9 protein-coding genes and 1 pseudogene are annotated in these 13,884 nt (G+C 71.2%); 8 read left to right on the top strand and 2 right to left on the bottom strand.

The features are described from left to right. Nucleotide 1: 1 nt before the first annotated feature. Both panD and AMETH_RS32820 read left to right on the top strand, forming a co-directional pair. Nucleotides 2–499: an aspartate 1-decarboxylase gene (gene panD, locus AMETH_RS32825; RefSeq protein ID WP_017985424.1), complete on the top strand. Its 498-nt coding sequence runs from the start codon at nucleotides 2–4 to the stop codon at nucleotides 497–499. A 6-nt stretch (nucleotides 500–505) separates the two neighbouring features. Then, nucleotides 506–1,291: a type III pantothenate kinase gene (locus AMETH_RS32820; RefSeq protein WP_017985423.1), complete on the top strand. Its 786-nt coding sequence runs from the start codon at nucleotides 506–508 to the stop codon at nucleotides 1,289–1,291. On the opposite strand, the gene AMETH_RS32815 is transcribed toward AMETH_RS32820, so the two are convergent. Continuing rightward, nucleotides 1,288–2,043, bottom strand: coding sequence for a class I SAM-dependent methyltransferase (locus tag AMETH_RS32815; RefSeq protein WP_017985422.1), 756 nt, complete (start codon nucleotides 2,041–2,043; stop codon nucleotides 1,288–1,290). The two genes, AMETH_RS32820 and AMETH_RS32815, sit on opposite strands and share 4 nt — an antisense overlap. Nucleotides 2,044–2,129: 86 nt before the next feature. Between AMETH_RS32815 and lysS the strand changes: the two genes are divergently transcribed. From lysS to AMETH_RS32800, 3 genes are all read left to right on the top strand, one after another. Continuing rightward, complete coding sequence (lysS, locus tag AMETH_RS32810; protein WP_026153584.1) at nucleotides 2,130–3,641, top strand: lysine--tRNA ligase; 1,512 nt, start codon at nucleotides 2,130–2,132, stop codon at nucleotides 3,639–3,641. A 143-nt stretch (nucleotides 3,642–3,784) separates the two neighbouring features. After that, the gene (locus AMETH_RS32805; protein WP_017985420.1) at nucleotides 3,785–4,138 is read left to right on the top strand and encodes a histone-like nucleoid-structuring protein Lsr2; all 354 of its coding nucleotides are present in this window, start codon (nucleotides 3,785–3,787) and stop codon (nucleotides 4,136–4,138) included. 162 nt (nucleotides 4,139–4,300) lie between these two features. Next, on the top strand, nucleotides 4,301–4,882 hold the full coding sequence (locus AMETH_RS32800) for a TIGR03086 family metal-binding protein (RefSeq protein ID WP_026153583.1): 582 nt from the start codon (nucleotides 4,301–4,303) through the stop codon (nucleotides 4,880–4,882). A gap of 198 nt (nucleotides 4,883–5,080) precedes the next feature. Here AMETH_RS32800 and AMETH_RS32795 read toward each other — a convergent pair whose 3' ends face one another. Next, a complete protein-coding gene (locus tag AMETH_RS32795; protein ID WP_017985418.1) occupies nucleotides 5,081–5,818 on the bottom strand; it encodes a (2Fe-2S)-binding protein in 738 nt (245 codons plus the stop codon). Between the two features lie 377 nt (nucleotides 5,819–6,195). Here AMETH_RS32795 and AMETH_RS32790 point away from each other — a divergent pair, with 377 nt between their 5' ends. The 3 genes and pseudogenes from AMETH_RS32790 to AMETH_RS32780 all read left to right on the top strand — a co-directional run bounded on the left by AMETH_RS32790 (nucleotide 6,196) and on the right by AMETH_RS32780 (nucleotide 13,839). Then, a complete protein-coding gene (locus AMETH_RS32790; RefSeq protein WP_017985417.1) occupies nucleotides 6,196–8,748 on the top strand; it encodes an ATP-dependent Clp protease ATP-binding subunit in 2,553 nt (850 codons plus the stop codon). Between the two features lie 184 nt (nucleotides 8,749–8,932). Continuing rightward, nucleotides 8,933–10,713: pseudogene (locus tag AMETH_RS42980) on the top strand (Hsp70 family protein). 18 nt (nucleotides 10,714–10,731) lie between these two features. After that, nucleotides 10,732–13,839, top strand: a complete 3,108-nt coding sequence (locus AMETH_RS32780) for an AfsR/SARP family transcriptional regulator (RefSeq protein WP_017985415.1) — start codon at nucleotides 10,732–10,734, stop codon at nucleotides 13,837–13,839. Nucleotides 13,840–13,884: the final 45 nt, after the last annotated feature.

Here is a 13,884-nt window from a genome sequence, read left to right as displayed (position 1 = left end):
CATGTACCGCACGATGCTGAAGTCGAAGATCCATCGCGCGACGGTCACCCAGGCCAACCTGCACTACGTCGGGTCGGTCACGATCGACGAGACGCTGATGGAGGCGGCCGATCTGCTGCCGGGCGAGCTGGTGGCCATTGTGGACGTCACGAACGGCGCGCGGCTGGAGACCTACGTGATCCCGGGCGAGCGGGACAGCGGCGTCATCGGCATCAACGGCGCCGCCGCGCACCTCGTGCACCCGGGCGACCTGGTCATCCTGATCTCCTACGGGCAGATGGACAACGCCGAGGCGGCCACCTACCAGCCGCGGATCGTGTTCGTCGACGACGAGAACCGGATCAAGCACGAGGGCAGCGACCCCGGGCACGCGCCCGACGGCTCCGGCCTGGTGAGCGGCAGCATCCCCATCGCGTCGCCGGACCGGGAGAACCCGTTCCCGGTCGCCGAAACCGTCGACGCCGCACGGCTCGACGCGCTGCTGCACGCCGAGAGCTGAACTCCCTTGCTCCTGGCGATCGACGTCGGCAACACGAACATCGTGCTCGGCCTGTACGAGGGCCGTGGGGACGCGGCCAAGCTCGTCGGCGACTGGCGGATGCGGACCGACGCGCAGATGACCGCCGACGAGCTGGCGCTGACCATGCGCGGCCTGCTCGGCGAGCACGCCGACGCGATCACCGGGATCAGCGCGTTGTCCACCGTGCCCGCCGTGCTGCGCGAGATGCGGGTGATGCTCGGCCGCTACTACGCGCGGGTGCCGAAGGTCGTCGTCGAGCCCGGGGTGCGCACCGGCGTGCCGCTGCTGGTCGACAGCCCGCGGGAGGTGGGCGCGGACCGGCTGGTCAACACGCTCGCCGCGCACCACCTGTACCGCACGGCGTGCGTCGTGGTGGACTTCGGGACCTCGACCAACGTGGACGTGATCTCCGCGAAGGGCGAGTTCCTCGGCGGCGCGTTCGCGCCCGGCATCGAGATCTCGGTCGACGCGCTGGCCTCGCGCGCGGCGGCGCTGCGCAAGGTCGAACTGGTCCGGCCGCGGTCGGTGATCGGCAAGAACACCGTGGAGTGCCTGCAGTCCGGCATCGTGTTCGGGTTCGCGGGCCAGGTCGACGGCCTGGTGCGGCGGATAGTGCGTGAGCTGACCGCGCGCACGCACGAGCCGGTCACCGTGCTCGCGACCGGCGGGCTGGCGCCGCTGGTGATCGGCGAGTCGGAGACGATCACCGAGCACGTGCCGGATCTGACGCTGCTGGGCCTGCGCCTGGCCTTCGAACGCCAGACGCGTTAGCGGCGGACGGCGCGCAGCACCGTCGTCAGCAGCGGAAGGTCGAATTCGCCGTTCGCGGTGGCCGGGTTGGCGCGGAGGAATTCCAGCGTCCGCCGCCGCGTCTCCGCGCGCTCGGCATCGTCCGCGACGAGCAGATGGGAATGCGTGGAGATCGTTTCGACCAGGCTTTCGGGCGTGCGGCGGTGCGAGTGCCGGAACGTCTTCTCCTCGAACGCGCTGAACGCGGTGTGTTCGGGCAGAGTCGCGACCGACCGGCCGCGCTGCACGAAACCGGACACGCGGGCGAATTCGGCGACCCACGGGACGGAATCGTCGTTGCCGTTCCACAGCCCCGCGACCACGCCGCCAGGGCGCAGCACCCGTGCGATTTCGGTGAGCGCGGCGTCCGGGTCGAACCAGTGGAACGCTTGGCCGGCGAGCACGCCGTCGGTACTGGCGTCGGGCAACGGGATCCGTTCCGCCGTGCCGTCCAGGACTTCGATGCCGGGGTGGCGCCGCGTGAACGCGGCGCGCATGCCCGGATCGGGCTCGACCGCCGTGACGCGCAGCCCGAGCGCACGCAGGCCGGCGGTGAGCTTGCCGGTGCCGGCGGCCAGGTCCACCACTTCCGCGGCACCGGGCGGCAACGCCCAGCGGAGACCGTCGAGCGGGTAATCGGGACGGTGCTCGTCGTAGGCGTCCGCGTGCCCCCCGAATGAGCGGGACCGCCGGTTCCACAGCTCACGATCGGCGGATGAAGTGGCTTCGCTCACTCGCGCGATGCTATCGGTGCGCTTGTGCTGGTCGATACGGGTAATCCGGTTGGCCTAGTAGTCCCGGGGGTTCGTACCCTATCGGCATGACGGATTCCCCCTCCCCGGATCGCCCGGTGCCCGCTGACGACCTGCCCGAACAAATGCGGGTCCGTCGGGCCAAGCGCGATCGGCTGCTCGCGGAGGGCGTGGAGCCGTACCCGGTCGAAGTGCCGCGTACCCACACGCTCGCCCAGGTGCGCGCGGCGCACCCGGACCTGCCCGCCGACACGGCCACCGGCGAGGTCGTCGGCGTGACCGGTCGCGTCATGTTCTCCCGCATCGGCGGCAAGCTGTGCTTCGCGACGCTGCGCGAAGGCGACGGCACCGAACTGCAGGCGATGATCAGCCTCGCGAACGTCGGCGAGGAAGCGCTGGCCGCCTGGAAGGCGGACGTCGACCTCGGCGACCACGTCTACGTGCACGGCGAGGTCATCACGTCCAAGCGCGGTGAGCTGTCCATCATGGCCGACGAGTGGCGGATGGCCGCGAAGGCGCTGCGCCCGCTGCCGGTCGCGCACAAGGAGCTGGCCGAGGAGACCCGCGTCCGCCAGCGCTACGTCGACCTGATCCTGCGCCCGCAGGCCCGCGACGTGGTGCGCACTCGCGCGTCGGTGGTCCGTTCGCTGCGGGATTCGTTCCACCGCCGGGGTTTCACCGAGGTGGAAACGCCGATGCTGCAGACCCTGCACGGCGGCGCCTCGGCCCGGCCGTTCGTCACCCATTCGAACGCGTTCGACATCGATCTGTACCTGCGGATCGCGCCGGAGCTGTTCCTCAAGCGGTGTGTGGTCGGCGGGATCGAGAAGGTCTTCGAGATCAACCGCAACTTCCGCAACGAGGGCAGCGACTCCTCGCATTCGCCGGAATTCGCGATGCTGGAGTACTACGAGGCCTACGCCACCTACGACACGAACGCGGTGATGACCCGGGAGCTGATCCAGGAAGCGGCGCAGGCCGTTTTCGGCGGCCTCGAGGTCACGCTCGCCGACGGCTCGCTGTACGACCTCTCCGGCGAATGGACGTCGCTGAGCATGTACGACTCGTTGTCCCACGCGCTGGGCGAGGAAGTGACGCCGGAAACGTCGGTGGAGAAGCTGCGCGGGTTCGCCTCCGCGCGCGGCATGGAGGTCGATCCGAAACTCGGCCACGGCAAGCTGGTCGAGGAACTGTGGGAGCACCTCGTCGGTGATCACCTGCACGAGCCGACTTTCGTACGGGATTTTCCGATCGAGACCTCGCCGCTGACCCGGCAGCACCGGACCAAGCCCGGCGTGGCCGAGAAGTGGGACCTCTACGTCCGCGGATTCGAGTTGGCCACCGGATACTCCGAGCTGGTCGACCCGGTGATCGAGCGGGAAAGATTGCTGGACCAGGCCCGCCAGGCCGCGGCCGGGGATAGCGAAGCGATGCGCCTCGACGAGGATTTCCTGCGCGCGCTCGAGTACGGAATGCCACCGAGTGGTGGCGTGGGAATGGGCATCGATCGTCTCCTGATGGCCCTCACAGGCCTCGGCATCCGCGAGACCATCCTCTTCCCGCTGGTGCGCCCCGAATAGCAGGCACGAACTAGTCACGGTATCGGTAACGTGATTTGCGTGCTGCCCTGATTCCGGGTATTAATGTCCTAGTCAATGGCTTCTGGTCAGGGCGCCTGCCCCTGCCCGATCATTCGTGGCTGGCCGAAAACAGGAGGAAACACATGGCACAGAAGGTGCTGGTGTCGCTCATCGACGACATCGACGGCTCGGAGGCGGACGAGACCGTCGAGTTCGGACTTGACGGCATCTCGTACCAGATCGACCTGTCGGCGGAAAATGCCGAGGAGCTCCGTGACGCGCTGGCCCAGTACGTCGAGCACGCGCGGCGTGCCGGTGGCCGCAAGCGGGGCACCGCGGGCCGTCAGCCCGCCGGCAAGGTCGCGGGTCGTTCCGCGTCGGTGGACCGCGAGCAGAACCAGGCCATTCGGGCCTGGGCGCGCAAGAACGGCTACCAGGTTTCCGACCGCGGGCGTATCCCGTCCGAGGTCGTGGAGGCCTACCACAAGAAGAACTGAGCGCAGTTCGGGTAAAGAGGGGCGTGGAAGAGCCGCCGGGGATTCCCGGCGGCTTTTTTCATTGCCCGGCAGGTTGAACACGGTTCTGTCCGGCCGGCTCATTCGTGAGCGGCTGTCGCTTTTGTTCAAGACGGCGGTGCCGCGATGCGGCTGAATGGAGGCATGACCGACCTTCGACCGATGCTGGAGCGGGCCGCCCGCGAGTTCACCGGGCTGCTCCGCGCCATCGAACCAGCCCAACTGGACAACCGGACCCCGTGCACCGAATACGACGTGCGCGCCCTGCTCAACCACCTTCTCTATTGGGCCCCGTGGTTGGCGGCGGCGCTCCGCCGCGAACCGGCGCCCGCGGCGACCGGCGGTGAGCAGGACGTCGATCTCACGCAGGGTGACTGGCTGGGTGAGCTGTGCACGCTTGTGGATGGAATTGTGGATACCTGTGGGCGGCCGGGGACGCTCGTCGGCACCACGAAGTTCGGCGATGCGGAGATGCCTGCCGAGATGATCGCCGGAATGGTGCTGACCGAATGGGTGGTGCACGGCTGGGACCTGGCCCGTGCGACCGGCCGGCCGCTGACCGTCGACCCCGAGGTGGCGGAGGCGGTGTTCACCTCGACGCAGGCGACGGTCGAGCAGGCGCGGGAGATGAAGGTGTTCGGGCCTGCGGTGCCGTGCGCGGACGAGGCGCCGGTGCTGGACCGGCTGCTGGCACTGACCGGCCGCGATCCGGGGTGGCGCGCCTAGCGGGCGGAGGCCCGGGGGTGCCGGGGCCGAGGTGGCTCACCTGGGGATGGCTGAACGCTGCCCCGGCTCCCGGCTGCTGGCCCCGGAGCTTAGGGCGTCACCCGCGGTGTGCCGTGGCGGGCGAGGGCTTCCCGCGGTGTGGTTGATCTCCTCGGTGAACCGACCGGGATCAGCCACGTGGAGCCGGTGTGGTGAAAGTCACCGGCGGCAGGTGCGCGGGCAGCCCTCGCACAGTGGCTGCTCCGGCAGCAGGTACGAGAAGCAGCAGCTCTCCCGCCGCCGGGCCCACCCGTCCTCGGTTTGCCGTAGCCGGGTTGACGCCGTCAGCGGCGGGTAGTGCTCGTCCAGCACGAGCTGCGCGTCCGCGACGCCCGCCTCCTCGTCGCCGGCGTACATCCCAGCCCACCAGAGCGTGCTGTCCAGCGCGTCCGTCGCCGCCGCCCAGAGCATCCGGCGGCCGAGCCGGCTCAGCGGCGCATACGCCTGCACGAACTGCGCCGCGTGCGCGGTGTACCGGGCGCGCAGCACCGCGGCCAGCGCTCGCTCGTCCGCGACCACCGTCGCCTCGGGGCGGTCCGCGTCGGGGTCCCCGGGCAGGCAGTAGAACTCGTCCCCCAGCACCGCCACACCTTCGGGGTGCGGACGGTCCGCGCACAGGCGGAAGGCGAGTTCACCCGGCCGCAGCATGGGTACTCGCCGTTCGTGATGGAGCAGCAACGCACCGGTGAACGCCGGCACGTGCAGGTACCACGACATGACGAACCCGGCCGTCGTCCGGTCGGGCGCCTCGCCGAAGCCGTCGCGCAGCCACTCGCCGAGGAGCTTGCGCCACACGTCGAACCGCGCGGGGTCGGCCAGCAGGTCGCCGCAGCGCTGCCAGCCGCCCGTCGCGGGCAGGTCGGCGCGCACTTCCATGCGGTCCTGCAGGGCGGCCACCCTCGTGACGGACGTTCCGAGAGCGCCCAGCGCGGTTTCGATGGCGGACCTCCCTGCTCCATCCGGGTGGTTAGGTTGGCCTTACCTTACTCGTTCCGCGCGGGAGCGCCAGTCCCGTCCTCGTCACGGGGGTGTTCGCGGTGAGCGGACAAACCGGGGCTTGCGGAATCGCCGGGAGAAGTCCCGCGTTGCAGATGTACGTCAGCTACCAGCGCAGACTCATCGCCGGAGGTTTCCGGCGTCTACATCAGCTGTGACCTAATCCGCCCCAGTGGTAGTCCGGTGGGACCGCATGGCTACTACAGTGGACTCACGGTGCTGAATCCATCGCGAAGTGATGGGTGCTCACCGCCGGCGCAGCAGTCGAGGGAGTGGGAATGTTCGAGAGGTTCACCGACCGCGCGAGGCGGGTGGTCGTCCTGGCCCAGGAAGAGGCCCGGATGCTCAACCACAACTACATCGGCACCGAGCACATCCTCCTGGGCCTGATCCACGAGGGTGAGGGTGTCGCCGCCAAGGCGCTCGAATCGTTGGGTATCGCGCTGGAAGGCGTGCGGCAGCAGGTCGAGGAGATCATCGGCCAGGGCCAGCAGGCCCCGAGCGGGCACATCCCGTTCACCCCGCGCGCCAAGAAGGTGCTCGAGCTGTCGCTGCGCGAGGCGCTGCAGCTCGGCCACAACTACATCGGCACCGAGCACATTCTGCTCGGCCTGATCCGCGAGGGCGAAGGCGTCGCCGCGCAGGTGCTCGTCAAGCTGGGCGCGGACCTGAACCGGGTGCGCCAGCAGGTGCTGCAGCTGCTCTCCGGCTACCAGGGCAAGGAGCCTGCCGAGGCCGGCGCCGGCCGCGGCGAGGGCACCCCGTCCTCCTCGCTGGTGCTCGACCAGTTCGGCCGCAACCTCACCCAGTCGGCGCGTGAGGGCAAGCTGGACCCGGTCATCGGGCGCGGCAAGGAGATCGAGCGGGTCATGCAGGTGCTGTCCCGCCGCACCAAGAACAACCCGGTGCTGATCGGCGAGCCCGGCGTCGGCAAGACCGCCGTCGTCGAGGGCCTGGCCCAGAACATCGTCAAGGGCGAGGTGCCCGAGACGCTGAAGGACAAGCAGCTTTACACGCTTGACCTGGGCTCCCTGGTCGCCGGCTCCCGGTACCGCGGTGACTTCGAAGAGCGCCTGAAGAAGGTGCTCAAGGAGATCAAGACGCGCGGCGACATCATCCTGTTCATCGACGAGCTGCACACGCTCGTCGGTGCGGGCGCCGCCGAGGGCGCGATCGATGCCGCGTCGATCCTCAAGCCCATGCTGGCCCGCGGCGAGCTGCAGACCATCGGCGCCACCACGCTCGAGGAGTACCGCAAGTACATCGAGAAGGACGCCGCGCTGGAGCGCCGCTTCCAGCCGATCCAGGTCGGCGAGCCCTCGCTCGAGCACACCATCGAGATCCTCAAGGGCCTGCGGGACCGCTACGAGGCGCACCACCGCGTGTCGATCACCGACTCCGCGCTGGTCGCCGCGGCCACCCTGGCCGACAGGTACATCAACGACCGGTTCCTGCCGGACAAGGCGATCGACCTGATCGACGAGGCTGGCGCCCGCATGCGCATCCGCCGCATGACGGCTCCGCCGGACCTGCGCGAGTTCGACGAGAAGATCGCCAAGGTGCGCCGCGACAAGGAGTCCGCGATCGACGCGCAGGACTTCGAGCGCGCCGCCCGGCTGCGCGACGAGGAGAAGAACCTCCTCGCGCAGAAGTCCGAGCGGGAGAAGCAGTGGAAGGACGGTGACCTGGACGTCGTCGCCGAGGTCGACGACGAGCAGATCGCCGAGGTCCTGGCCAACTGGACCGGCATCCCGGTGTTCAAGCTCACCGAGGAGGAGACCACGCGTCTGCTCCGCATGGAGGACGAGCTGCACAAGCGGATCATCGGCCAGGAGGACGCCGTCAAGGCCGTCTCCCAGGCGATCCGCCGCACCCGTGCCGGCCTGAAGGACCCGAAGCGCCCGTCCGGCTCGTTCATCTTCGCCGGCCCGTCCGGTGTCGGTAAGACCGAGCTGTCCAAGGCGCTGGCGGAGTTCCTGTTCGGCGAGGACGACGCGCTCATCCAGATCGACATGGGCGAGTTCCACGACCGCTACACCGCCTCGCGGCTGTTCGGCGCCCCTCCGGGGTACGTCGGCTACGAGGAGGGTGGCCAGCTGACCGAGAAGGTCCGCCGGAAGCCGTTCTCCGTGGTCCTGTTCGACGAGATCGAGAAGGCCCACCAGGAGATCTACAACACCCTCCTGCAGGTGCTGGAGGACGGCCGGCTCACCGACGGTCAGGGCCGCACGGTCGACTTCAAGAACACGGTGCTGATCTTCACCTCGAACCTGGGCACCTCGGACATCTCCAAGAGCGTCAGCCTGGGCTTCTCTTCCGGTAACGACGAGGGATCGCGTTACGAGAAGATGAAGCAGAAGGTCAACGAGGAGATGAAGAAGCACTTCCGGCCCGAGTTCCTCAACCGGATCGACGACATCATCGTGTTCCACCAGCTCACCCAGGAGCAGATCATCCAGATGGTCGACCTGATGGTGACGCGGGTGGAGACCCAGCTGAAGGCCAAGGACATGGCTCTCGAGCTGACCGACAAGGCGAAGGCGCTGCTGGCCAAGCGCGGCTTCGACCCGGTGCTCGGCGCCCGTCCGCTGCGCCGGACCATCCAGCGGGAGATCGAGGACCAGCTGTCCGAGAAGATCCTGTTCGGCGAGGTCGAGCCGGGGCAGATCGTGATCGTCGACGTCGAGGGCTGGAGCGGCAACCCGGAGGACCGCGACGAAGAGGCGCGGTTCGTGTTCCGCGGCGAGCCGAAGCCGTCCGACGTCCCCGACGCCCCGCCGGTGAGCATCGGCGCGGGCACCCACGAGGACGACGCCGAAGGCGAGCGCTGATCTCGTAGGCCGCCAGACGCGAGTGCCCCCAGGGACTGGTTCCCTGGGGGCACTTTCGCGTTTCCGGTCATCGGCTGAGAACGGGGGGAAACGCCGGCGGGGCCGGTGGCGACTTTTGTGGGGGCACTTCTCGTCCGGGACTCCCTGATGGTGTGAAAAAGTGGGCTGCGCTGAGGGGAGGCGCATAAACGTCCTGGCGATCGACTTAGGCACGTCGAACACGGTGGCCGTCCTGTCCGCTTTCGGCCGCAGGCCGCGTGTCATCGAGGTCGACGGGTCGGTCACCGTGTCCTCCACGGTCTTCGCGGGCGAGGACGGCACCCTGGTCGCCGGGCAGGATGCGGAGCGCCGGGCGCGCCTGGACCCGGCCCGGTTCGTGCCCAACCCCAAGCGGCGCGTCCACGACGCGACCCTCCTGCTCGGCGACACCGTCGTCGAGGTAACCGACGCCCTCGCCGCCGTCCTGCGCCGCGTCGCGGAGGAGGCCCACCGCCAGCTCGCCGGGCAGCCGCTCGACCACGTCCGCCTCTCCCACCCCGCTCGCTGGGGCGCCACCCGCCAGCAGCTCCTCCGCCAGGCGGCGGTCAAGGCCGGTCTCGGCCCCAGGCCGGTCCTCATCCCGGAACCGGTCGCCGCCGCCGCGCACTACGCCTCCCTCGGCCGCGCCCTCGCGCCCGGCAGCACCCTCGCCGTCTACGACCTCGGCGCGGGCACGTTCGACTGCGCCGTCGTCGGCGTCGCCGACCGCGGCTTCACCGTGCTCGCCGACAACGGCCTGCCGGACCTCGGCAGCCTCGACATCGACCAGGCCCTCCTCGAACACGTCGGCCGCCAGGTCTCCCACACCGACACGGCCCAGTGGCAGCGGATGCTGCGCCCGCAGAGCGTCGCCGACCGCGCATCCGCCGCGCGCTCCTGCAGGACGTCCGCGAAGCCAAGGAAACCCTGTCCAGCCACGCGCACACCGAAGTGCCGATGCCGGAACCGTTCGACGCCGTCCTGGTCACCCGCGCCGAGCTGGAGGCCCTCGTCCGGCCGAACCTGCTGCGCAGCGCCGAGATGCTCGCCGCGACCATCCGCGACGCCGGGCGCACCCCGCAGCAGCTCACCGGCGTCTACCTGGTCGGCGGGCCGAGCCGTATGCCCCTGGTCGCGGCACTGCTCGCCGAGCAGCTCGGCGTCCTGCCGACCATCCAGGACCAGCCGGAGACCGCGGTCGCGTTCGGACTGCACCACGTCCCGGCCGCCCCGCCCCCGCCCGCGATCCCCGCGATCGACGGCCGCACCGTCCCAACCATGGCGCCGGCCACCTCGCCCGCCGCCTGGCAGCCACCGCCGCCCAAGCCCAAGGGCGTGCGCAAACCGCTGCTCATCGGCGCCGGCGTCGGTGTGCTGGTCGCCGCGCTGGTGATCACCCTCCTCGCCGTCACCCGCGGCGGGTCCGGCGACCCGGCCGCGGGGGGACCACCGGGAACACGGCCCTGCCGAGCACCCAGCAGGTCTCCGCGAGCTGCACGACCGGCGGCGAGCCGGACTCCGACGGCTTCACGTCCTGCCTGCGCCGCGTGGCAGGCGGCGTTCCGGACGTCGGGACCTGCGAGCGCGGCGGGGCAGACGTGCCGATCCAGCAGTCGGGCGCCGAGAACCTGGTGCACGCTGCCCAGCGACTCGACGACCAGCGGCCGGTCCGTCGTCTACTACGAGGGCAGGTCGTTCGACGCGCTGAAACCGGGCGTCCAGTCCCAGCTGGGCGCTTCGGACAGCGCGCTCGAAGGCCGCTGGAGCGGTGACGGCCTGAGCGGCGACTACCCGGCAGGCACGACCACCGGCATGGGGATCATGCTGTTCGGCACGGACGACGCCGAGATCTGCGGCCTGCTGGTGTGGATCGACTTCGGCACGGACGGCCCGACGCCGCAGGACATGGTCGACTACTTCGAGCAGAGCCTCAAGCCCGGCGCCTGATCTGGAACAGTGGTACCCGTGCGGGTGGCACTGCTCGGCCCGGTCCGGGCCCAGGCGGACGACGGCACGCCGATCGACATCGGCGGCGCGCGCCTGCGCATGCTCCTGGCCCGGCTGGCGCTCGACCCCGGGCGCGCGGTGAGCGCCGACACGCTGATCGACGACCTGTGGGGCGCCGAACCACCCACCGACGGCGCGAACGCCCTGCAGTCGCTGGTGTCCCGGCTGCGGCGCGCGCTGGGCGGCGCCGGCACGATCACCTCCGGCTCCGGCGGCTACACGCTCGACGCCGACGTGGACGCCCACCGGTTCGAGGAGCTGGCCGCGCGTGGCCGGCGCGAGCTCGCCGCCGGACGGCACCGCGAGGCCGCCGCGGTCCTCGGCGAAGCGCTCGCGTTGTGGCGCGGTGACGCGCTGGCCGACGTGCTCGACGCGCCGTTCGCGCAGGCCCCGGTCGCGCGGCTGGACGAGTTGCGGATCGCCGCGGTGGAGGACCGCTTCGAGGCCGAGCTGGCGCTCGGCCGCCACGCCGAGGTGCTCGCCGACCTGGACGCCGCCGGCGAGGCGCACCCGCTGCGGGAACGGCTGGCGTCGCTGCGGATGCGGGCGCTGGCCGCGAACGGCCGCCAGGCCGACGCCCTCGCCGTGTTCGAGCGGACCCGGTCGACCCTGGCCGAGGAGCTGGGCGTCGACCCGTCCGCCGAACTCCGCGAAGCCCACCTCGCCGTCCTCCGCGGGGAGGTGGCGCCGCCGCGTGCCGAGCCCGCGCTCCCGGTGCGGCTGACCAGTTTCGTCGGGCGCGAGCGGGAACTCGACCAGGTCGCGCGGGCCCTGTCGGCGTCCCGGCTGGTCACGCTCGTCGGGCCCGGTGGGGCGGGCAAGACCCGGCTGGCGACCGAAGCGGCGGAGCGCCACCCGGCTCGCGCGTGGTTCGTCCCGCTCGCGGGTGTGCGGGACGCCGACGACGTGACCGGCGCGGTCCTCGGCGCGCTGGGGCCACTGGACTTCCGCGTCACCAGCGCGCCAAAGGCGCCGGTGGACGCGATGGCGCAGATCGTGGCGCTGCTGGACGGCGGCGACGCGTTGCTGGTGCTGGACAACTGCGAGCACGTCGTGGACGCCGCGGCCGACGTGGCTTTCCAGCTGCTCGCGCGGGTGCCGGGGCTGCGGGTGCTGGCCACCAGCCGGGAACCGCTGGCGATCACCGGTGAGGCGCTGTGCCAGGTGGGTCCGCTGGAGGTCGCCGAGGCGGTGCGGTTGTTCACCGAACGGGCGGTCGCGGTGCGCCCCGGCTTCGTCCTCGACGAGTCCACTTCGGACGCCGTGACGGAGATCTGCCGGAGCCTGGACGGGATGCCGCTCGCGCTGGAGCTGGCCGCCGCGCGGCTGCGGTCGATGACGGCGGACCAGATCGCGCGACGGCTGGACGACCGCTTCCGGCTGCTGAACTCCGGCAGCCGCACCGCGGTGCCGCGGCAGCGCACCCTGCGGGCCGTGGTCGAGTGGAGCTGGGACCTGCTGGAGAAGCCGGAACGGATACTGGCCCGCCGGCTGTCGGTGTTCGCCGGCGGCGCCACCGTGTCCTCGGCGGAGGCCGTGTGCGCCGACGAGCTGCTGCCCGCCGAGGACGTGCTCTACGTGCTCGGCTCACTCGTCGAGAAGTCCATTGTGGATGCGGTGTCGACCGGAGGGGAGCCGCGGTACCGGATGCTGGAGACCATCCGCGCCTACGGCGCCGAACGGCTCGACGAGTCCGGCGAGCGGGACGACGTGGTGCGGCGGTTCACCGGGTTCTTCGCCGGGCTGGCCGAGGAGCACGAGCCGAAACTGCGCGGGCACGGGCAGGTCCGCGCGATCGAGGTGTTCGGCGCGGAGCACGACAACATCACGGCGGCGGTGCGGCGCGCCCTCGACGGCCAGGACTCGGGCACGGCGGCGCGGCTGGTCGTCGCGACCCTCTGGTACTGGGTGATCCGCGGGTTCAACGCCGAACCGGCGCCGCTGCTGGACGAGGTGCTGCGCCACGACGGCCTGCCGGACCACGCCCGCGCGTGCCTCAGCGTCATGCACGCGCTCATGACGAGCCTGCCGATGGTGCGCCGGGACGACCTCCCCGAGCTGACCGCCGAGTGCGTGCGCAGCGGCGCGGTCGAGCGGTACCCGATGCTGGCGCTCGCCCTGCCGATGAGCTGCTTCCTCGGCGGGCGGCGGGATCTCGCCGAGCAGGAGGTGCGCCGCGTGCTGCGCGGCTCGGACCGCTGGGCGATCTCGTGCGCGAGCTGGGCCGAGGGGGTCATGGCCGACCAGGACGGCGACCTGGACCGCAGCGGGCGCGCCAGGGACCGGGCGGTCGCGGGTTTCCGCGAGTGCGGGGACCGGTGGGGCACCGCGATGACGGTCGCGATGCAGGCGGAGGCGCACTCCCTGCGTGGTGAGCACGACGCGGCGATCGCCGGGTTCGAGGAGGGCGTGCGGATCGCCCGCGAGCTGTCCGCCGCGGACGACCTGGTGCAGCAGCTGTCCCGGCTGGCCGAGGAGCGGTTCCGCGCCGGGGATGCCGAGGCGGCCTGGCGGGACATCGCCGAGGCCGAGCGGCTGGTGGGGGACAAGATCGACCGCAGGGCGACGGTGGCGCTGCGGAAGTTCGACATCGCCCGGCGCTGCGGTGAGCTGGAGGTGGCGCGCGCCGAGCACGCGTGGCTGGCGGCGAACGCGTCGCGGATCCCGTTTCCGGTGGACATGGCGGGGGAGCTGGTCGCGGTCGCCGGCGCGTCGCTGCTCGTCACCGAGGGGCGGCCCGCGGAGGCCTGGGCGTTGCTGGCGGCGCCGTTGCGCTCGTCGAGCCAACGCCGGGACCTGCCTGACGTGGCGAAGGCGGCCACCGTGGTCGCCCGCGCGTTCCACGCGGAGGGCGACGCCGAGCAGGCCGCCTGGGCGCTCGGTTTGAGCGCGGCCATCCGCGGCGTCTTCGACTCCGGCGACCCGGAGCTGCGCGCGGTGGTCGCCGCCCTTCGGGAGGCCCTCGGGGCGGACGCCTACGAGGAGGCCTACCAGCGAGGCGCGCGGCTCGGCAGCCCGCGGGCGATCGCCGCGGTCAAGGCCGCGGTCGCCGGTCGGATCAGGTGAACCGGGTCTCCGCCGACCCCCAGTGTCCGGCGGAGACCCGGCGCG

Origin of the sequence: Amycolatopsis methanolica 239 (assembly GCF_000739085.1) — a bacterium.
Taxonomy (GTDB): domain Bacteria; phylum Actinomycetota; class Actinomycetes; order Mycobacteriales; family Pseudonocardiaceae; genus Amycolatopsis_E; species Amycolatopsis_E methanolica.
The sequence above is the reverse complement of the archived record's forward strand: the minus strand, read 5'-3'. Positions and strand labels throughout refer to the sequence as shown.